Source organism: Paenibacillus faecis (assembly GCF_008084145.1).
In the GTDB taxonomy this organism is placed as follows: Bacteria; Bacillota; Bacilli; order Paenibacillales; family Paenibacillaceae; genus Fontibacillus; species Fontibacillus faecis.
This window is the reverse complement of sequence record NZ_VSDO01000004.1, coordinates 458,096-478,655: the sequence shown is the minus strand read 5'-3', so window position 1 is coordinate 478,655 and position 20,560 is coordinate 458,096. Positions and strand designations below refer to the sequence as shown.

At 55.0% G+C, this 20,560-nt stretch carries 15 protein-coding genes; 3 read left to right on the top strand and 12 right to left on the bottom strand.

The window, feature by feature from the left end:
- Positions 1 to 167: 167 nt before the first annotated feature.
- From FRY98_RS20040 to FRY98_RS20020, 5 genes are all read right to left on the bottom strand, one after another.
- Positions 168 to 1,778, bottom strand: coding sequence for a response regulator (locus FRY98_RS20040; protein WP_148455269.1), 1,611 nt, complete (start codon positions 1,776 to 1,778; stop codon positions 168 to 170).
- The gene (locus FRY98_RS20035; protein ID WP_148455267.1) at positions 1,753 to 3,663 is read right to left on the bottom strand and encodes a sensor histidine kinase; all 1,911 of its coding nucleotides are present in this window, start codon (positions 3,661 to 3,663) and stop codon (positions 1,753 to 1,755) included. The genes FRY98_RS20040 and FRY98_RS20035 overlap by 26 nt, the downstream gene beginning before the upstream one ends.
- Positions 3,664 to 3,760: 97 nt before the next feature.
- Positions 3,761 to 5,398, bottom strand: a complete 1,638-nt coding sequence (locus FRY98_RS20030; protein WP_412067009.1) for a type 2 periplasmic-binding domain-containing protein — start codon at positions 5,396 to 5,398, stop codon at positions 3,761 to 3,763.
- Positions 5,399 to 5,519: 121 nt separating this feature from the next.
- Entirely contained in the window at positions 5,520 to 6,407 is an 888-nt protein-coding gene (locus tag FRY98_RS20025; protein WP_148455263.1) for a carbohydrate ABC transporter permease, read from the bottom strand.
- Positions 6,408 to 6,448: 41 nt separating this feature from the next.
- The gene (locus tag FRY98_RS20020) at positions 6,449 to 7,414 is read right to left on the bottom strand and encodes an ABC transporter permease (RefSeq protein WP_225039766.1); all 966 of its coding nucleotides are present in this window, start codon (positions 7,412 to 7,414) and stop codon (positions 6,449 to 6,451) included.
- Between the two features lie 263 nt (positions 7,415 to 7,677).
- On the opposite strand from FRY98_RS20020, the gene FRY98_RS20015 reads away from it, so the two are divergent.
- Positions 7,678 to 9,414 carry a putative bifunctional diguanylate cyclase/phosphodiesterase gene (locus tag FRY98_RS20015; RefSeq protein WP_249043476.1) on the top strand — a complete coding sequence of 579 codons (1,737 nt, stop codon included), beginning with the start codon at positions 7,678 to 7,680 and terminating at the stop codon, positions 9,412 to 9,414.
- 368 nt (positions 9,415 to 9,782) lie between these two features.
- On the opposite strand, the gene FRY98_RS20010 is transcribed toward FRY98_RS20015, so the two are convergent.
- Together FRY98_RS20010 and FRY98_RS20005 are read right to left on the bottom strand one after the other, a co-directional pair.
- Positions 9,783 to 11,096 carry an MFS transporter gene (locus tag FRY98_RS20010; protein ID WP_249043475.1) on the bottom strand — a complete coding sequence of 438 codons (1,314 nt, stop codon included), beginning with the start codon at positions 11,094 to 11,096 and terminating at the stop codon, positions 9,783 to 9,785.
- Positions 11,097 to 11,118: 22 nt separating this feature from the next.
- Entirely contained in the window at positions 11,119 to 12,030 is a 912-nt protein-coding gene (locus tag FRY98_RS20005; RefSeq protein ID WP_148455259.1) for a polysaccharide deacetylase family protein, read from the bottom strand.
- Here FRY98_RS20005 and FRY98_RS29500 point away from each other — a divergent pair.
- Positions 12,012 to 12,089, top strand: coding sequence for a hypothetical protein (locus tag FRY98_RS29500; RefSeq protein WP_148455908.1), 78 nt, complete (start codon positions 12,012 to 12,014; stop codon positions 12,087 to 12,089). The two genes, FRY98_RS20005 and FRY98_RS29500, sit on opposite strands and share 19 nt — an antisense overlap.
- Before the next feature lie 65 nt (positions 12,090 to 12,154).
- Here the strand turns inward: FRY98_RS29500 and FRY98_RS19995 are convergent, their stop codons facing one another.
- The 4 genes from FRY98_RS19995 to FRY98_RS19980 all read right to left on the bottom strand — a co-directional run bounded on the left by FRY98_RS19995 (position 12,155) and on the right by FRY98_RS19980 (position 17,890).
- Positions 12,155 to 13,153: a glycosyltransferase gene (locus FRY98_RS19995; RefSeq protein ID WP_148455257.1), complete on the bottom strand. Its 999-nt coding sequence runs from the start codon at positions 13,151 to 13,153 to the stop codon at positions 12,155 to 12,157.
- A gap of 22 nt (positions 13,154 to 13,175) precedes the next feature.
- Positions 13,176 to 14,192 carry a phosphotransferase gene (locus FRY98_RS19990; protein WP_148455255.1) on the bottom strand — a complete coding sequence of 339 codons (1,017 nt, stop codon included), beginning with the start codon at positions 14,190 to 14,192 and terminating at the stop codon, positions 13,176 to 13,178.
- A gap of 116 nt (positions 14,193 to 14,308) precedes the next feature.
- Positions 14,309 to 14,578: a hypothetical protein gene (locus FRY98_RS19985; RefSeq protein WP_148455253.1), complete on the bottom strand. Its 270-nt coding sequence runs from the start codon at positions 14,576 to 14,578 to the stop codon at positions 14,309 to 14,311.
- A gap of 201 nt (positions 14,579 to 14,779) precedes the next feature.
- A complete protein-coding gene (locus tag FRY98_RS19980; protein ID WP_148455251.1) occupies positions 14,780 to 17,890 on the bottom strand; it encodes a copper amine oxidase N-terminal domain-containing protein in 3,111 nt (1,036 codons plus the stop codon).
- A 217-nt stretch (positions 17,891 to 18,107) separates the two neighbouring features.
- On the opposite strand from FRY98_RS19980, the gene FRY98_RS19975 reads away from it, so the two are divergent.
- On the top strand, positions 18,108 to 18,521 hold the full coding sequence (locus FRY98_RS19975; protein WP_148455249.1) for a hypothetical protein: 414 nt from the start codon (positions 18,108 to 18,110) through the stop codon (positions 18,519 to 18,521).
- A 75-nt stretch (positions 18,522 to 18,596) separates the two neighbouring features.
- Here the strand turns inward: FRY98_RS19975 and FRY98_RS19970 are convergent, their stop codons facing one another.
- Positions 18,597 to 20,516 (bottom strand): LTA synthase family protein, encoded by a 1,920-nt coding sequence (locus FRY98_RS19970; RefSeq protein ID WP_249043474.1) that lies wholly within the window; start codon positions 20,514 to 20,516, stop codon positions 18,597 to 18,599.
- Positions 20,517 to 20,560: the final 44 nt, after the last annotated feature.

The following is a 20,560-nucleotide window of genomic DNA, read 5'->3' as shown; positions in this document are numbered from 1 at the left end:
TCCCGGCCTGCGATGCATCCGCTGTCCCCGACGGTCGCCGATCCCGGTGACGGACCGCGGTAACGGACCGTGGTCGCCAACCGCGATTGCGGACGAAAAAGGCCAACCCAGCCGCTTCTCTCAACTTGGGTCGGCCCGTCTATACGGCGCGGTTGTCAGTGAATTTCCTAACCGCGCGCGTCCGGCGAGCCGGTCAGCTTTTCCTGACCGGCGAACAATTTCCCCCTGTACTCATACGGGGAAATGCCCTCGAGTTCCTTGAATACCTTGGAGAACTGCTTCGTATTCTCAAAGCCTACGGCGGCCCCGATCTCCGACAGTTTAAGCGTACCGGTTCCGATCATCTCCTTGGCTTTACGGATCCGGACTTTTTTCAGATAAACCACGAAGCTCTCTCCGGTGTACGCCTTAAAGGCCTCGCTGAAATAAGTATAGTTCAGGGAAACATAGTTGCTAACCATCGCCATGTTCAAAGCCCGATGGTAATTGTCCTCGATATAGGCGACCGCGGCCCTCATTTCCTCGTGTCCGCCATGCGCGGAGCGAATCCCTTGGATATACTTATCCAGGTCCAGCAGGAGCTGCTTCAGGGAGCGGAAATAGTCGTGGAAATGGCGGAAACTGGCCATATTGCCCACTTTGCGGTACAGCTTCAGCACTTCGACGGAAGCCTCGCCGTAAATCCGGAACACCTCATCCAGCACCTGCTCGTTGATGCGCTTGCCGACGGCCTCCAGATAAGCGATATCGATGCCCGGCAACCGGTCCAGCTTGAAGATGTTGTGCAGCAGCTCCCCGATCTCTTTTTCCCGGTTCGTTCCCAGCATATTGCCAAGCTTCCGGATTTCCTCCTCCGGAACGGGATAACTTAGCCGGGCTTCCGAAAGCTCACTGTACCAGATCAACCGCGTTTTGGGATAGATAAACGTGTACTCCAAAGACTTCCGCGCTTCACGGTAGCAGGTCCAAATCTCCTCCGGCCGGCTGCCCTCTTCGCTGATGCCCATCAGCAGTCCGTCCAGTTCCTTCTCCTCGGCCAGCTTCGCCATCTCCGCAAATTTCCGCTGCGGTCCTCCTATAAGCACGACCCGGCCCTCGTGGTCTTGAAAGGAAGCGTTGAGCTGCCCGTTTACGCTGCTCAGCATGTGCTCGGCCAACCGCTGCAGCTCCTCGCGTTTCATTTGCCGGCCATCCTCGTACTTATAATTGATGATCGATACGGCAAACGGAATGGCGTAGCGCTCAAAGCCGATCTCCTCGCCGAGCTTCCGCGCTTCGGTGTCCGGCGGAGTCTCTTCAAGGAGGAGCAAATCCTGCAGGCGTTTGGACTGCAGCTGCACCCGGTACGCCTCGGTAACGGCGATCTGCTCCGCCAGTTCGGCCCTTTTCCCCAGCTCCTCCTCGCTCTTACGCAGCGCGGCGAACAACTCGTCCCGGCGAATCGGCTTCAGCAGATAATCCATCACCTGATACCGGATGGCCGCTTTGGCGTATTCGAAGTCCTCGTATCCGCTGAGGATGATGACGATCGGACGCCTGCCCGGCTGACCCTGCGGCGTTTCCGCCGCCAGCTTTTCGATCAGGGCGATGCCGTCCATCACGGGCATGCGGATATCCGTAATGACGATATCCGCCCCTTCGGCGCGAAACAGTTCAAACGCCTCCGCCCCATGCCGGGCTGTCATTACGAGATGCTTGCCGGGAAAATCCCGTTCGATCATCGCTTTCAGCCCGAAGCGGATATTCTTCTCATCATCGACGATCAACAATTTGGCCATGTTTGCCTTCCCCTCCCGTCAGAAGCACCTTCGGTATGATCATGACTACGTTCGTATTCACGCCGCGTTCGCTAAACACTTCCAGTCCATAGCGGGGGCCGAAAAACATCCGGACCCGTTCCTGGACGTTGCGGAGTCCGATGCCCCTGTCCTTCGGTTCGGGACCGAAGCTGCCGGGCACCTTCGCCCGGACGCCGGCCAGCCCCAGCACCGCATTGAGCCTATCCAAAGCCTCGGGCTCCAGGCCCTGCCCGTTATCGGTCACACAAATCCGCACATCCCCGTCCCCCCAGTCGGTCGCCCGGATCGAGATCTCCCGCTCCTCCTGCTCCTCGCCCGTCCACGCGTGTTTGACCGCGTTTTCGACGATCGGCTGCAGGGACATTTTCAGCACCTCAAGCTCCAGCAGCGATTCGGGCACCTCCACCTTCAAAACGATCGGCTCATCAAAACGAATGTTCATGACTTCGGTATAGTTTTCAATGTGCCGAAGCTCATCCCGAAGCTTCACATACTCCCCCGACCATTTAAAGTTATAGCGCATCATCCCCCCGAGGGAGGTCAAGGCGTCCGATATCGCCCGCTGGCCCTCCATCTCGGCCAACATTTTAATGTTCTCCAGCGTATTGTACAAAAAGTGCGAATCGATCTGGTTGTGAAGCGTCCGAAGCTCGGCTTCCTTGGTGAGCGCCTGCTTGCGGATTCCCTGGGCGATCAGCTCGTTGATCGTCTGGATCAACTTGTTGAAATGATGCGCCAATTCGCCGACCTCCCCGCTGCCTTTGATCTGCGGGATCGGGGTATGAAATTCGCCTCTGCGCACCCGCTTCATCGCCTCGGTCAAGCGCCGCAAATTTTTGAGAATAAAGGAGTTCAAAAAATAAGTAATGACCGACAACAGGGCGATCAGGCCTATATTCGCGGCGATAATCTGTCTTTTGGACTTGGAAATGCCGTCCAGGGCCCCTTCCAGAGAAACCACGTTCACGAGGCTCGCATCGATTCGCTCCACGGGGGATACCGTGATCAGATACGATTTGCCGTCCAACTGGAACCGGATCTCTCCCTCGCGGGTGCCCAGTTCTCCCTGAAGGAGCTCGCGGATTTTTTGCTGAAGCAGCTTATCGCTTCCGGCCAAATATTGACCGGGGTCCAGATACAATTCTCCGTTCCCGTCCACGAGCAGCATCTGGGATTCATAATTTGAAATGTCCGTGTACACTCTGGGGGCAAAATCCTTCAGCAGCATCTCCACCCCAACGATGCCGATATGATTCTCCTCGCGGATTTCCCGGAAAAGTGAGATTTTCGGCTCATTCTCTGTCGGCTCCGAGGTAAACCTCTTCATAATATCCTTGTCGGTCTTCTGGAAGACCCACAACAGCCCCCCATCCAACCCGTTTACGGTGTTGTACCAGTGTTCGTTCTGAATACGGCTCTCACGGAACACGGTCGGCCAGATTTCGTGAATGAGCGGGTTGTCGGTAAACAGCCGCCAGTGAACGATTTGCGGCGTATTGATTTGAATCAGGCTGAAGCCCGCGAATACTTCGCGGTCCCAAGCGATCAATTCGCCCGTGCCCGGCTCATGATCCAGATTCAGATATTCCATCACCTTGGGATTGGAAATGGAGACCTGCGCGGCCAGCTCCATCGCGTCGATCTGCTTTTGAATCTGCGTCTTTTCCAATTCGATGGTAAACTGGCTCTTGCGCAGCGCGTCCTCGATGTAATTCTCGTGAATCTGATTGAACAGTATATTGGACACCCCGATGCTGGGAATGAGAAAAACCGCGATATAAGCCGCGACGAGACGGCTCTGCATCGATCTTTTTCCAAGCCAATACAGCAGGGGCGCCAGGCCCGATCTGATTCTTTGCTTCATCCCGATGTCCCCCGGATACGGACAAACGGGCCCCCCCGCCCGGCAAGCCGCGCAAGGAACCCCGTATTCGTCCTGAATTGATGGAACTCTTGTTTCGTTATTTTATGAATTCGGCCAGCTTCGCCACGTTCTCCTCATACTTCTTCTGCCGGTATTCCTGAACCTTGGCGAACCCGAGCTCCTCCCGTTTCTTCAAATAATCGCCCCAGATTTGGTCGAATTCTTGATCCGACTTGGAGAGGACCAGTTTCGGCAGCACTTTGCCCCACTCCTGAAGGACTTTCGTGTTGATGATGCCTTCCTCGGAATTGCCCTGCGGATCAAGCTGGTCGAACTGCGAGAAGCTCTTCGCCTTGCCGATCGTCCAATCGACCATCTGTTTGAACGGCTCCACGGCAGGCGGTTCCCAGGCCGGCGTTATATTCGTATCCATCAACATCCAAAATTTGTGGGAAGCCCCGTATTTCTTGTCGAACGCGTCGCGGTCCGTATCCCGCAGCTTGGCGACCTCCGGCAGCAGTTGGTCTTTCCCCTCGATCGTATCCCAAGTCACGCCTTTTTCGCCGAGGAACGTGTCGCGCTGCCCCTCCTCGGAAATCAGATAATCCAGGAAGCGGATCGCCCGCGCCTTATCTTTGACGTCCTTGGAAATCAGCGTCACGGTCCAGCCGGAGATCGAAGGGCCGGACAGGGTCGGTTGATCCAAATTGCTGTTGGCCGGTCCGTCCACGGCGATATACACCGAGTTCGGATCGTTGGCATAGAGGACGTTTTGCTGGGCCGCCAGGTCGGTCCGGGCATAGAGCATCGCGAAATACCGACCCTGCGCGATTTTTTCTTCCATCTGCGGACGCTTGTCGATAAAGATGTCCTTCGCGAGCAAACCTTTTTCATTGGCCTGACGCATCGTTTTTAACCATCCCACGTACTCGGGGTCGGTCGTCCGGTCATACAGCTTGCCGTCCTTATCGTAAGGAACGGCCAGGAAGTTTTGCAGATACCCTTCCAGCGAGGCATTGCCTTTTTCATGAAAATCGTACATCCCCAGCGGAATGAGCGGCTGCCCGTTCACGTCCGGGAATTTCTCCTTCGCCGCCGCAAGCGCATTCAGAAAACCTTCCGGCGTCCGCATATCGGGTTTGCCGAGCGCTTCGTACATGTCTTTGCGGACCAGGAACGTCTGGGTGGAGTTGATATTGTCGCCGAACTTTTTGTAATCCTCCGGCGATGACGAGGCGTTCGGGTATCCGTAAATGTTGCCGTCCTCCTGCGTATACCAGGATACCTTCGCCGGATCGGTCACTTTAAAGAAATACGGATCATATTGCTTCGCGAGCTCGTTAAGCGGAAGCACCAGATCGCCTTCGATCATCTTTTTGACAGCGTCTTCAGTCCAGCCCAGCGTAATGAAATCGGGAAGGCTGCCGGAGGCGATCATCGCGTTCATCTTCTCGGCTTCATTGCCGGCGGGGACGATAAAATTGACGCTGACCCCGGTTTTCTTGGTGACGTATTGGGAAGTCAGATCGTCTCCCCACTTATGCGGGAACCAGGCAAAGTTAATGTACCAGTCAAAAGTAATCGGCGAGGTGTCCACCTTCCAGCCCGGGTCGTTCTCCGTCAGCTTGGTTTCCTCCGCCGTCTTGGCGCCTTCCTTGGCACCGCCTGCTGCCCCCTCCTTACCGCCCGAAGAGCAGGCCGTGGATAGAACCAGTATCAGTGCGCATAACAGCATCAGGACGTTTTTCGTCTTTCTCTTCGCATTCATGCACTTACCCCTTTTCAGTAAAAATAAATTATATGCAACCCCGGCCGGATTCGGCAAGAGGAGTTACCTAAAGAAAATCGGGCCAACGTCAACCCTTGATCGATCCGATCATCATGCCTTTGACGAAATACCGCTGCAAAAACGGATAGACGAATACGATCGGCAAGGTGGTGACCACCATCGTCGCCAGCTTGATCGACTGCGAGGTGACGGTCTTGCTGATGCCTCCCGGAATGGCGGCCACCATCTGATTGGAGCTCGACTGGGCCACGACCCGGTACAAATAAGTCTGGATCGGCTGCAGGTCCATATTGTTCAGATAGATCACGCCGGTAAAATAGTCGTTCCATTGATAAACCCCATGGAATAAAGCGATCGTGGCCACAACCGGCATGGATACGGGCAGCACGACCCGGAGAAAGATGGCCCAATCATTGGCGCCGTCGATTTTGGCCGCCTCTTCAAGACCGTCCGGAATGTCCCGGAAAAAGGTCATAAATATAATAAGGTCGAAAAAACTGAACATCGCCGGAATGATGTAGATGAGAAAATTGTCCAGTAGATGGAGGTCCTTCATCAGCAGGTAGGTCGGAATCAGGCCCCCGCCGAAAAACATCGTGATCGTCCCGATCAGAATATAGATCTTGCCTCCGATCAGGTCCCGGCGGGAAAAGGCGTACGCCACCATCGCCGTAAAAAGAACATGCAGCAGCGTGCCGAGCAGCGTCTTGGCCACGGTAATGCCCATGGCGAGCATAATCCCGGGGCTTTTCACGACCGCCGTATAATTTTCGAAACTGAACACGCGCGGCCACCAGTATATCCCGCCCCGCATCCCGTCCATCCCCTCATTAAGGGAATTGACGATCACGTACCAGATCGGGTACAGGGTAATGAAACAGATGATTAGCATCCCCATCGTATTTATCAGGTCGAAGAAGGCTTCTCCCTTGGTTTTTCTTTTTAAAGTCAACATGTTCTCAGGGCTCCTTCATTAAAGTGATCACATCCGAACGTTCAGAACAGGGACGTATTGTTCAGTTTCTTCGTCACCCGGTTCGCCAGCAGCAGCAAAATTAATGCGATGACCGACTTGAACAAGCCGATGGCCGTGGAGTACGAATAGCGTCCCGACAGCATTCCCGTTTGGTACACGTAGATGTCGATCACATTGCTGGCGCTCTCGTTCAGCGTGTTGCGCAGCACCAGGATCTGGTCGAAGTTGGAGTTCAGCACGCCGCTGACGGCCAGAATGAACAGGATCGAGATCGTCGCTTTGATGCTGGGCAAAGTGATGTACCACATCTTCTGAAAGCGTCCAGCCCCGTCGATCGTGGCAGCCTCGTACATATCCGGAGAAACGCTGGAGATAGCGGCCAGGTAAATGATGGCCGACCAACCGAGCTCCTTCCAGATATCCGAGGCGATGATGATGCCCCAAAAGTACTTAGGCTCCGCCAAGTAGGAGATCGGTTCTTGAATCAGGTGCAAGGCCATTAGGATATCGTTGATTATCCCCACGTCCGCCAGCCAGGTTGTTAGGATCCCGCCGAGAATGACCCAGGACAAAAAGTGCGGAAGATAAGAGATCGTCTGTACCGCCTTTTTGAACCGGACGGAGCGGAGTTCGTTCAGGAACAGAGCGAACAGGATCGGCAGCGGAAATCCGATAACCAGCTTGATCAGGCTGATTCCCAGCGTGTTTCTCATGACGTTCACGAAATTGTCGTCCTCAAAGAACGCTTTAAAATGCTCGAATCCGACCCATGGCGCGGAAGCGATGGATTTAACGATATTGAACTCCTTGAATGCGATGATGATGCCGTACATCGGCACATAGTTGAAGACGATCATCCAGGCGACCCCGAGCAGCGCCATGATTTGCAGATGTCGTTGCAGGAACAGCTTCTTCAGCCATTTGCGGCTGGCGGAAGGGGGGGCTTCCTCCGGCGCGGCGGCGGAAGGCCGGGCAGACTGCGGCATTTCCATTCTCAAGACCTCCAAGCGGTAAAAAGCTAGTATTTGTAAGCACTTACATATGCCTTGACATCTATTGTACGGAGATTTGGCGACGGGGATAAGGCTTCAGATTTCGTATCGGGGGTTTATTTTTCGGCTGTCCAAAAAGTATCCATTGATTTCCTGATTGGCCCGCATGTATGATGGGAGTAAGATGTACTCCCGTAAGCCGGACATCATCAGTTTCAAACCTAATTCTTACGGTTCACTTCTAGGGGGTCTATACAGTGGACAAGGATGTCAATCATTCCCGAATCGAGTCGATTATCAATTCTTCCGCTCTGCTGCGTTCCATCGATATGATGGGCGTAGGCTTGGCCATTACGGATCCGAACTTGGAAGACAACCCGCTCGTGTACGTGAATCGGGGCTTCGAGCAGATCACCGGATACTCCCGGGAGGAGGTCCTTATGCGCAACAGCCGTTTTCTCCAAGGCGAGGAAACGGACAAAGAGCATCTGAACGTCATCCGCCAAGCGATCCGGGAGGGACGTTCCGATACGGTCACGATCAAAAACTACAAGAAGGACGGCACCACCTTCTGGAATCAGTTTATCGTCAGCCCTATTCTCGGCGATGACGGACAGCCGTTGTATTTCATCGGGCTGCAATTCGATGTTACCGAGGAAATGGAGGCGCGGAACGCCTCCGACCAAAAGATTCACCAGCTCTCCAATTTCGACCCGGTGACAGGCCTCTGGAACATGAACCGTTTTAAAGAGTTCGTCAAATCGGAATTGACGTTGAATGAGAAAGAACAGAAAACGGCGGCCATATTACGCATCAATTTAAACCGGTTTCGTTACATTAACGAAAGCTACGGAGAGGCGGCGGGCAATGAGCTTCTGATCGGCGTCGCCAACCGGATTCGCGGCTGTCTTCCCGAAGGGACGCTGATCTGCCGCAGCTTCGCCGACGAATTTATCATTTTGCTGTCCAGGCTGTCCGACCCGCTGCAGATTCATAGAATGGCGACGGATTTAAGCGGCCGGCTCAAGAACCCTTACGCTATGTTCGGCGAGGAAATCAGCATGGGCTTCGGCATGGGCATCAGCATTTTTCCGGATGACGGCAAGGACGTGCCGCAGCTGCTGAAGCATGCCGAATTGGCGATGAAGGAAGCCAAAACCGAATCGCTCAGCGATCCGCATTATTTCGATTATTACTTGATGGATAAACTTCTGGAGCGCGTGCAAATCGAGAAAAAACTGCCGAAAGCCTTGGCGGAGTCGGAATTCGAGCTGCATTACCAGCCGAAGATCGATCTGTCCACCGGAGCGCTCACCGGCCTGGAGGCTCTGATCCGGTGGAATGACCCGACGGAAGGCCGCATCTCCCCCGCTTCGTTTATCCCGATCGCCGAGGATAGCGGCTTTATCGTCGAACTCGGAGAGTGGGTGCTCTGGGAGGCGTGCTGGACCAACAAGAAATGGCAGGATGCGGGATATCCGAAACTGCCGGTTTCCGTCAACGTATCCGCCGTCCAGTTCAGGCACCCCCAATTCGTCCGAACCGTGGAGACGGTGCTGGAACAAACGGGGCTCGCTCCGGAGTATCTCGAATTGGAGGTTACCGAGTCGCTGCTTAATGACCCGGTATTGATCAAGGATCGGCTGGACTCTTTGAAAAACCGGGGAATCTCCCTATCCATCGATGACTTTGGCACCGGATATTCCTCCATCTATTATTTGAAGGAGCTGCCACTTCAGGTACTCAAAATCGACCGTACCTTTATAGAGAACACACCGTCCTCGCCAAGGGACAACTCCCTGCTGCAATCGATCATTCAGCTCGGAAAGTCGCTCGGTTTAACCGTGCTGGCTGAAGGGGTGGAGACAAAGGAGCAGTTCGACTTCCTTCGTCAAAATGAATGCGACCAGATTCAGGGGTTCTACTACAGCCGCCCCGTAGACAAAGCGGCGGTTGAAGAGATGCTGAAGTCAAGCTCAAGTTCGGCTTCTTAACCCGTTCAGGCTCATGAAGCCGGAACAACCTACATATGCGAAATTCAAACAGGCATCCGCGGCGATTCAAGCGCGGATGCCTGTTTTTTGCGAGGGATTCAATTGAAAAGTGCACTTCCAACACTTCCAACGCCAAAAAGATGCAAATCTGCAGGTATTTTAGTTCGATCCACACGGGAAATCGAAAAAAGATGCAAATCTGCAGGTATTTCTAACGATTTTAGAGAAACGAGCCGGCTTCGTCGAAAATACCTGCAGATTTGCAGGCATTTTGAATTTTTTGCTCCGTACAAGAAAAAAAATGCAGATTTGCAGGAATTCAATGTTATGAAGGTCGTAAAATCGAGTACGAGTAGGATTGGCCGGCGTTATGTCTTCTTTTTACCGATCGGGTACGCGTAGAAAAAACAAAACGCCAGCAGCAGAGCGGCGATAGGAATACCGCCGAGCATCCACTGGATGCCCGTCACGGCGGAAGGGGGCTGCACGGACGAATCCGCCCGGTACCCCGTCATTTCCAACACCATTCCCAGCACGGCCGCCTGCAGCGACACGCCCCACCGGACAATGAATCCGTTCATGCCGAAATACATGCCTTCGCGGCGAAAACCAGTCTTCCGCTCATCCGCGTCGATCACTTCCGACAGCATGACATCGAGCAGCACCATCAAACCGGCAAGCCCGATACCGACCGCGGCCGCGGTGATCATCGCCGCCATGCCGCCCTGGATGAAGCCGAACGGCAGCAAAGCGGCCAGATAGCAGAGAACCGCTGCGAGCGCCCCCCGCCGGGGGCCAAATTTCTCGGTAATCCGTCCCCAGAGGAATACAAAGGGAATCGCCGTCACAAAAATCGCGCCAAGCAGCAGCGTATTGAAGCTTTCTTCCCGGACCAGCACGTATTTGGTGAAAAACGGAATCCCCGCCGGCAGCAGCGCAAACGTAAACTGAACCAGGAAGCTGCCCAATACATACATGACGAAAGCCCGGTTGCCCAACGTATGTTTGATCGCCTCGGTCAATCGGAAAGCGCTATGAACGGCGCCGGGGTTTTCCCGGCTGCCCCAAAGGGACAGCGCAAGGAATACGGCGGCGATGGCCCCGAAGATCATGCCCATGGCCCCCCAGCCCAGCAGCGGGTAGAGCAAAGGCGGGATCGCCACACCGACGATCATGCCGACGATGCCCAGCATCTGCCTCCAGGAGGAAACATAGGCCCGGTCGCGGATGCTCTGATACATTTCCGGAAACAGCGCGGAATAGTTCAGCACCACCGTGACGAACAACACATCGTAAAGAAACACCATGGCGATGAAATAAAGAAACGTCCACTCCGGATCGGACGGCGGCATCCAAAGCAGGGCGAATACCGCACAGAGCGGGAGCAGCCCGAAGGCAATGTACGGAATCCGCCGGCCGAAGCGGGTCCGGGTTCGATCGGACAGATGTCCGATCAGGGGGTTCAACACCGCCCCCAGAACGCCGTGACCGATCATTGCCAGACTGATCCAGGCCGGGCGGACGCCAAGCGTATCGACGTAATAATAGACCAGATAGGTCGCAAAAGCCTGGGCAATCAGGTTGACCGATAAATTGCCCGAGCTGTAAGCCGCCTTCCTGAACAAAGGCTGTCTCTCAAGCTCTGCGTCTGAATTCGTGCCGGTGACCGTTTCCCTTTTCACCCCGGTTCCCCCCGTCCTGCGGTTATTGTATTTGCCGCTGCAGCCCCTGCAGCTCCCTCCATGAGATAAGCCCAATCCCTTCCTGACTCAGCGTCTCTTTGACCTCGGGGTCCCGGAACAACTCGAAATCCCACTGCCTTTTCTCCCATTCCCCGTGGATGGCCCGCAATTCTTCGTTTGCAAAGGCCGGATGGAGGATGATTTCGGAGACGCCCGGCCGCAGTCCGCGTAGTGCCCCAATCATCGACTTTTTGTAGGTCTCGTAAGTCTCCCCGGGCTGTTTGCCGAACGGCAGGCCGATCAGCTGGTCCAGAATGACGACGCCCATCCGGTCGGCCATCGCGGCAGCCTGCTCCGCCAACTCGGCCGCCTCCGCCGGCACGCGCCCGATCCCCGGCAGTGAACGCGGCAGCCGAAACGGCAGCCCGTACGCCCGGCATACTTCAAAAACGATATCCAGAAAATGCCTCCCCCCGGCGAGGCCGTACAAGCTTCCCATATGATTGTCAAGATGCGTAGGCTCCACCCCCAGAGAGCGGGCCATCTCGATCTGACTGACGATTTCCCGGCGGATGTGCTCCGGGTCGGCCTGGCGTTCAAAAGCGGCACAATCCGCCGGAAAATACCCTTCCTCCGTGACGAGACTGCCCACCTCTCCAGTACGGGTTACCGGTCCCCATTTATACCCCTGCCACTCGCTGGTGAAAGTCAAATGCACCCCGATCGAGAAGGGGGACTCCGAGTGCTGCGCACACCACAGCGCCGCGTCCTTCGCCCAGCCGCACGGAACCATCAGCGTAGCGGACGTGACCGCTCCTTCCTCCAACAGCTGCTTGATCGCCGAATTCTCCGCCTGACACATTCCGAAATCGTCGGCATTGACGATCAGCAGCTTCGTTCCGGTCGCATAGCCCAATTTTTGCTCAAGTGTCATGTCTCGTCCCTCCGCTTTCCGCCATAACCGGCGTTATAATAAAACGCTTACATAATTAGTCGGGAAAAGAAAGCCGATAAGTGCATAACTTATCATATGTGCGATCCTTTCCCCTATTTCCTGACTAGCGCAGCCACCGGTCAAAAAAATTCCGGTACCCTTGTTTCATGACCGTAGCGGAAAAACGGGAAAACGCGTAATCCCGGTTGTCCATCGACGTTTTCATAGGGGAGGCCGCCGCCATATTCACCAGTTCAAACCAGTTCTTCTCATTCCCCGCAAAGGCGTGTCGGGAACTGATGTGATCATAGCAGGGATGCTCGGGCTTCACGACGATTTTTCCCATCGCCAGCGCCTCGGTAAGCGGCATCGCAAACGTGTCGAACTTCGAGCAGCTCCAGTACACTTTGGCCGAATTCATCAGCTCAAACACCTCGTCCTGGGACAGCGCAAAGCGCAGCCGGACGTTGGCGGGGATGTCGTATTTTTTCATGCTTTCCTTATAGCGCAGCCCACCGAACACCATGAATACTTCCTTGTCGGGATTTTGCCGCGCGTATTCCAGCACCAGATCCGGGCGCCGGTTCTCCTCGTCCCTGCCGATCCAGAGAATCCGATTCTCCACCACCGCGTCGGGCCGGTAGTGCTTGACCGCCAGTTCCTCGCTGAATCCGATCGGAATGACATCGACCTCGCCTACCCCGAAAACCGTACCTAACTGCCGCTTCAAAAACTCCGTCTGCACGACGGCCTTGTCCACAATGCTGTAGAACGGCTTCATCATTTCGTACCCGGTCAGCGCCGGGTCGGGGAAGCTGTGGGGAAACAAAACGCTTTTGGGCAGAAACAGATTAAGGAACGTAAAACCTGACACCGTATAGATCACATGCTCGATCCCCTCGGCGTAAATTTGATCCAGCACGATATCGTAGTTGACGAGGTCGCCCTTTTCATGTTCGTAGCCCGGTATCCAGTCATGGCCGCTGACATGCCGCTCGGGTGAAATAAAGACGATCTCGACGCCGAGCTCCTTGGCGATTTCCCGAAGCCGCTCCGCGAAGACGCGCGGGCCTTGGGCTTCGGAAAACTGGATTTTCCGCATGACCAAACCGACCTTTTTCATATAACGATCTTCCCTTTCTCGTTTAAATATCCTCGCCGACAACCCGCATCCGGACGGACTGACCCTTCATCCCGACAAGAGAAAGCCGATCCAGGCATCCGGATAAATTCACCAAAGTCTCTTCCCGCTGCGCGAGCAGGCGGTCCCTCGGCCACACGCTATCGCCCCGCTCCAGATCCCCGTTGACCAACAACAGCATCCATAGGGAGAACAACGCGGCATACCGGCAGTAACCCCGGATGAACTCTTCCAGGTCCCATTTTCGTCCGTGGTAAACGGACTGCTTGACGTAGTAACCGAGAAGCTTCTCGCGCTCGGATTTTCGAATCCGTTTCGGGAACATCGGGTGCGACATGTCGATGAGATGGTACAAGTCCCAATACGGCGTATTTAAGTGAGCATGCTCCCAGTCCAAAATATACAGCCGCCCGTCCGCCCCCTTGGCGTAGTTGCCCAAATGCAAGTCCCCGTGCGATAAGACCCGAAGCTGCAAAGGAGCGGCGCCTTCCGTCAAGCCGCCGATGATTTCGTCCAGGGCGGCGGGCTTCAGACTTAAACCGGCCTCCTCCAAGAGGAGGCTTAGCTCTTGCCTTCTCGCACCTAAGTCCGCCGCAATCCGTTCGATCGGGGGTTTCGGCCCCTGGCTGCCGAGCTCCCGCCACTGCGTCTCGGGAAAAGCGTGCCACCAGGCCATCCGCTTTATGACTTCCATCGCGTGCGCCAGCCGGAACTCATGCCGCAGCGGGCCGAGGTCCTCAAAAATCGACCATCCGGCTTCCCCCGCCCCCTCCTCCGAGGAGGCCAGCAACCGGGGAAAAATCGGCGGGAACGCATGCAGCACATAGCGGTAAACGAAGGCTTCCCGCTCCGGATGCTCCCCGTTCGTCAAAGGCTTGAAAATATATCCCGGTCCCGTCTCCTCCGGATAAAACCGCTCCACAAATCTTCCGTTCATCCCTTGATAAAGCGGCTCTTTCCGCCAGATTTTGCCCTCATCCAGCGTTCCGTCCGTCAGGACATAATCGCTCCATTTCAACATGGATTTACCTCGAATTTAAATTAGTTTGTATAAGCGTACAAAACGATCCCAGGGATTGTCAAATGAATGTAAAAATCGGGCGTCTAGACATTTCGGACTGAATCATAACCATCCGTTCAACGGGTGGAAGGGGTGCGTTTTATTAATAGTCCCCCTTCAGACAACCTTGATAATATAAATTCCTGCATATGTGCATGTTTTTTCTTGTTCGGGGCCCAACATTTCAATATTCCTGCAAATCTGCAGGAATTTTTGACGAGATCGGCTCGTTTCTCTAAAATCGCTGGAAATACCTGCAGATTTGCATCTTTTTTCGCAATCCCCTCGGGGATCGCCTTAAATACCTGCAGATTTGCATCTTTTTGGAGTTGAAAGCTTGGAAGCACGCTAGGCGCCTCTTTGTAGGTGACATTTCACTTCGATTATCCATTAAGCCACCTTTCCCTTTCGCTATACATAGCAGCTTGAACACTCCTATGATAACAAACCCATCAGGTGGTTTATTGCTTCGCAAGCCCACCTGGCTAAAGCCACTAACAAAAAAGCGGCCCCGCAACCGGGACCGCTAATTTACCACGCTATTCGATTCAAGGTGCCGGGGTTACAGGGGCTATAGGAGCCACCGGAGTAACTCGTGTTGCACCCAGATTTCCGGACAAGACCGGGGTTCCCTTCGCCCCATCGGCAGGAACGGAAAGCACATAAATATCATAAGCGTTTCTCGTCGTATCCAGGGCGGCGCCATAGATATCCTGGTTTAAAACAGCCTGCGAGTTACCCTTCTCCACCCGAGCTCCGCTCGATGTCATCGCCGTGCTCGCATTGAGCGATGCGCCGGACGGAACGGCAAAGACCACATAATAAGCGATGTTCGCCGTATTCCCCGGCTCGGTGAAGCTGACGGCAACGTCGCTCGCCGCTCTCACCACGGACAGGGCATTGGCTACCTGCGGAACCGGAACAGGCGCCGGCGCGTTCAATTTAATCTGGTTGGAAGCGGACGACAAAGCGTTGGCCTCCCGGGTTTTGGCAACCGACAGGACGAACACCTGGTAAGTGGTGGACGCGTTGATCGGTGTACCGTAAACATCATTCGCTCCCTGTACCGGATAGCCCGTTACGTTTCGGCCGTTCGGGGTTAGCGAAGTATAATTGCCCGGTACCGTCACATTGTTGGCCGCCCGTAGGTCGAAGCTGCCGGCTTGGGCCGATGGAACGACCAAAATCCGGTATTCGGCGATATTTTTTTCATTATCCGCCTTGTTGAAGCTGACCTTGATGTCGCTGGCCGTTCCGGTGCTGTTCGCCGTTTCGGCCACGGCGGACAGGCCGCTCACCGCTTGAGCGTTCGAGCTGTCGGACAACGTGAGCTCCCCGTAGACGGTGGACAGCGCGTTGTTGTTGCCTCTGCCGTCGCTCACCGAGAGAACGTAGACACGGTAAGGAACGCCGTTGCGGATGGCGTCACCGTCCACATCGGTGGTCCAGGCCGGCAGATTCACATCCAGAATTCTGCCCGCTTTGTTCACCTGCGTATAACGGCTGCTCGGCACATTGTTGGCGTAAGCCAGGTCGAAACGCCAAGCGTTCGCCGCCTTGACCACAAATACCCGGTAATGACTGATATTCGACTCATCGTTCGGACGGAAGAAATTGATGCGAAGATCCCGTGCGTCGTTATAATCGCTGGCATCGTTCAAGCCGATACTGGATACGGCACCGACACTGTAGTTGCTTCCAAGCGTGATCGCCGAAGATTCGCGGGACAGCGAGTTGGTGCCGGAGTAATTGCCTCGGCCTACCGACAGCACGTACACGCGGTAGCTCACCCCGTTCTGAATGCGGTCGCCGTCGACGTCTCTCGCTCCGGAGGCCAGGACCGAATTGAAGTTCGAGCCCGTGTAAGCCACCGTATAATTGCTGCTGGAAACCGCATTGGCCTTGTCAAGCGTAAAGCTTCCGGCCTTGGACGACTTCACGACCATGATGCGGTATTGGCTGATATTCGACTCGTCGGAGGCACGGGTATAGGAAACCAACAGGTCCCGTCCGTCGTTGTTGTCATTGACGTCGCTAACGGACAGATTGGACACCGTGCCCACGCTGTAGTTGTTCAGCAACGTCACGGTGTTCGATGACGACGACAAGGCGTTGCTGCCTGCGTTGGTGCCGCTGCCGACCGCCATCACAAAGACGCGGTAATCCACGCCGTTGCGGATCAAATCCCCGTCGACATCCCGCGCGGAAGACGACAAGCTAGGGTTCTGGTTGTAGCCCGTCTTGCTTACCGAGGTGTAGTTCGAGCTGGAAACCGCATTGGCACGTGCAAGGTCAAAGTTCCAGGAGCTGTTGCTCTTGACAACGAAGATCCGGTATCCCGAGATTCTCGACTCATCCGAAACTTTAGTGAAGCTTACCCGCAAATCGCGGCCATCCCCGTGATCGTTCACATCCTCAACTTTCGTAATAACGGGAGCCGCCACGGTCCCCGTTCCCAATACGAACGACGACGAACCGGAGGACAGCTTGCTCGAAACCGAGGACGTGTTGCTGACCGACATGACGAACGCGGTATAGGAGACCCCGTTGCGGATCAAGTCGCCGGAGCTGTCCCGCGTCGAGGAAGACAGCGTGCCGCTCAGCGTTCTGTTGCTGTTCGAAGGCTTATATACCGTCGTATAAGACTGGCTGGACAGGCCGTTTGCCGTCGACAGGCTGAAATTGCCCGCGTCCTTGGTTTTTACGATATAAATCCGATAATTCGAAATATTGCCGTCATTTTGCGGCCGGGTGAAGCTTACGCTTAAATCGCGGCCGTCCCCGTAATCGCTAATATCCGTCGCGCTTACATTGGTAACCGCATCGACGGATTCGCCGGTGCCCAACGTGATTCTGCCGGATTCGCCCGAAAGCGCGCTGCCGGCGTTCCCTTTGCCTACCGCCAGGACGAAGCCCACGTAGGACTGATTATTTTGAATCGGCGCCCCGTCCACATCACGCGCCCCGGAGGAAAGCGTCACGGCAGGGTCGGTACCGTTCGGCCGCAGCGTCATATAATTGCTGGACGAAACGTTCAGGGCCTCGTTCAGCGTAAATCTCGACGCGTTGGACGCCTTCACGATCAAAACGCGGTAATGATCCACCAGAGATTCGGTGGAAGAACGCGAGAAGCTGACTTCCAGATCGCGGCCGTCTCCCGCGTTGCCTACATCTCGTAAGGTTACGTAGGATACCGGGCTAAGCGAGGTCGGATTCGGCGTTACAACTCCCCCTCTTGTCACGATGGAGACGACTCTGGAGCCGGAATTCCAGTCGACCTGCTCGCCGAGCGCCTCGCTCACAAAGCGGACCGGAACCATCGTTCTGCCTTTAATGGCCTGGGCCGGAACGTCGAGCAATACCGTCTGATCATTGATTGTCGCCGTTCTGGATTTCATTTTTAACACTACGGTGGTGCCGTTCTTGCTGGCCGTCACGGTCTGAGTCCGCGAGTTCCAGTCGACCGAAGCGTCCAGCGCTTCAAATATCGCCCGAAGCGGCAGCAAAACGCGGCTGCCTACCGCTACCGGCGCCTGGTCGGTGGCCAAGCGGGAACCGTTGATTGTAATAGAAATGGCCTTCGCCGCCTCTGCCGTATTCAACGGCAGCGTCGGAGCGAGCAATGCGGCCGCCAAGAGCGTTGCCCAAATTTTTTTCACTGTTTCATCCTCCCGTCAATAGAACAACTTTCATGTTACTGAACTATATGACGCATCAACCCCGGGAAAAGTTTCTAACTTTTTTACATTGCAAAAAATCCCCCTGTTAGCTATCAACCGAATTCGGGTAATAGTGAAACGGAATCGCCGTTCAAACGTAGTAAACTTGGATAAAACTTAGCTACATAAACTTTTAAGCGGGAAAGGGATTTAACTCATGAATATAAAACACTTTGTCATTGTGGGCACCATCGCCTGCGTCATCACCGTCGTTCCCGGCACCTCCAGCCATCTTTCCAAATATCAAGGCCATGCCGCGCACGCCAAACTGACCGATTGCGGCAAGGCCGGCCCAACGGAGGAAGATGCGCTGCTGGCGACACTTGGCCTGCCGACGGAGCATGCGCTTTATGACGCCCTACTGGAGGGTCGGTCGCTGACGGAGCTGGCAGCCAACCGCGAAGCCGATCCCGAAGCCGTCATTCGGCTTCAGACCGAGCAATTGCAGAGGCAGCTGACCGAGCGGTTTGTTCGGGGACAGCTGAGCAGAACCGCCTACCTGGCGCAAATGAAGGAGGTCCCGGATCTCATTCGGACCAGCGCGGAGCAGTCTTATCGGATATTGGGATAATAAAAAGGAGCGCTCCTCTTCCATTAACGGAAGAGGGAGCGCTCTTTTTTGTGCAGATTCAATGTGACTTGCGGTTTAATGCCGTTTCGGCAGCAATTTGACGTATTCATCCGACAGTTTCATCAGTTGGGTCACATAGTCGAAATCGCGGCGATAAGGAGTAATATCGCTTACCGGCTCCAACGTTTTTAGCGATACGGCGGTCCCATCCTCAAACCCTTGGCCCGGCACGAACATGACCTCATTGTTGAAAAAGGAACCGGTCGGCAGGTAGTAGCGCATTCCGACCACGTTTTGGTCGATATTGAGCAAATCCTGCCCGAGTGCGGTGAACTTCTCGTCCTTCAGAGACACGCCGAGAAGATTGGCTATCGTCGGCAACATATCCACCTGCCCGCCGGTGACGTCGGAAACGAAGCCCGCCGGCTGTCCGGGAACGTGGACGATAAACGGAATATTAAACCGGCTAATCCGATCCTCGTAAGGAATTCCTAGCTTCTCCCGGATTTCCGCGGCCCCCGTTTCGCTCGGCTGTATCCCGAAATGATCGCCGTAGATCGCCAGCATCGTATGGTCCCACATCCCGGCTTCCTGCAGTTGCCCGATCAGTTCGCCGATCGCATAATCCGTATAGTTCAGGGCCGTTAAGTAGTTGCCCAGATTCGTGCCCTTCAGGGAATCCGGCAGTTGAATCTTTACCTTATCTTCCGGAACGATGAACGGTGAATGGCTTGATGTCGTCACAAACTGCGCGTAGAAAGGCTTGCCCTCATGCTCGAGCTCGGTCAGCTTGTCCATTCCCACCCGGTACATCTCCTCGTCGGAAGCTCCGAAATCATTGAAATGGTCATTCTCATAGAACGGCTTGTCGTAATACTTGTCAAAATGCAAAGCCGGATACAGCCGATTGCGGTCCCAAAATGTTACATCATTAATATGGAACGTGTTGGCGACGTACCCGTGACGCTGCAGCAACCGGGGCAGACTCGGCAGTTCCCGGTTCCCGAATCCCTTGGACATCGCGACGGCCGCGGTGGGATAGATCGAAGTATTGGACATGAACTCCGCGTCCGAAGTGTTGCCGACCCCGATTTGCTGGAACACTTTCGGGAAATAAAAACCTTCCTTAATCAGCCCGTTCAGCACAGGAGTGACCTCCTGGCCGTTCACTTTCAGACCGATTGCAAAATTTTGAAAAGACTCCATTTGGATGACGATCAAATTCATCCCCCGGGCCGCCCCGAAATATGCGGGTTGACCGGCCTTGCCGGCATCCGTCCGGTAAGGATACCCGGCCTGGAGACCTTGGATTTTGCCGATGGTCTCCTGGATATCGCCTTCGGCGATCATACGCTCCTCTTCATGGTTACGGAGAGCGGCGTCCGCCTGGAAGTTCACGAATCCCACCGTTTCGGCCCGGACGAGCTCGTTGTCGATCTTCTGCCCGGCGCGGACGGACAGCGCCGATCCGCCGATCCCCACGATCAGGATGCCGAGCATCGCGGCCCCCCACGGCCATCCGCTCCGAACCGGACCGGCGGGACCGCTGCGGAAGCTGAGCGTGCGGCTTCCGGCATATTTGCGGATGCGCCGGAACACCGCCGCGATCAAGAGCAGCGCAAAGTCGGCAAAGAACAGAAAATGCTCGGGGCGAAGCAGCGCGTTAACGCTGGCCCGCACCTGCGGCACCTGGTGCAGCTCGCTGAGCACCGCATAGGTCGGAACCGTGCCGAAGTGGGCGAAATACAAGGTCGCGGCAAAAAGCGTGAAGGAGTAAACAAAGTTAAAGCACCAATAGACGGGGCTCTTCTTTTGCAGCGGGAAGAACAGCAGATCAAAAAGCCCCAGCAGCATTAGCGCCGACAGCGCCTCCGCGGGAAAGCCGTTCCAACGGAAACCTTCATAGAAGAAAAAACGCATCAGAACGATTTTGAGCAGCAGTATGACAAAGATCAGTATAAATTGGCCCGGATTCGATGACAGGCGACTTCTCATGATTCCATTCATCTCTTCTCTATAACTTAGTAAATCTAATCCGA

Coding starts and splice junctions, on each gene's coding strand:
- FRY98_RS20040 (WP_148455269.1), bottom strand. CDS start 1,778: ATGGCCAAATTGTTGATCGTCGATGATGAGAAGAATATCCGCTTCGGG.
- FRY98_RS20035 (WP_148455267.1), bottom strand. CDS start 3,663: ATGAAGCAAAGAATCAGATCGGGCCTGGCGCCCCTGCTGTATTGGCTT.
- FRY98_RS20030 (WP_412067009.1), bottom strand. CDS start 5,398: ATGCTGTTATGCGCACTGATACTGGTTCTATCCACGGCCTGCTCTTCG.
- FRY98_RS20025 (WP_148455263.1), bottom strand. CDS start 6,407: ATGTTGACTTTAAAAAGAAAAACCAAGGGAGAAGCCTTCTTCGACCTG.
- FRY98_RS20020 (WP_225039766.1), bottom strand. CDS start 7,414: ATGCCGCAGTCTGCCCGGCCTTCCGCCGCCGCGCCGGAGGAAGCCCCC.
- FRY98_RS20005 (WP_148455259.1), bottom strand. CDS start 12,030: ATGACACTTGAGCAAAAATTGGGCTATGCGACCGGAACGAAGCTGCTG.
- FRY98_RS19995 (WP_148455257.1), bottom strand. CDS start 13,153: ATGAAAAAGGTCGGTTTGGTCATGCGGAAAATCCAGTTTTCCGAAGCC.
- FRY98_RS19990 (WP_148455255.1), bottom strand. CDS start 14,192: ATGTTGAAATGGAGCGATTATGTCCTGACGGACGGAACGCTGGATGAG.
- FRY98_RS19975 (WP_148455249.1), top strand. CDS start 18,108: ATGAATATAAAACACTTTGTCATTGTGGGCACCATCGCCTGCGTCATC.
- FRY98_RS19970 (WP_249043474.1), bottom strand. CDS start 20,516: ATGAGAAGTCGCCTGTCATCGAATCCGGGCCAATTTATACTGATCTTT.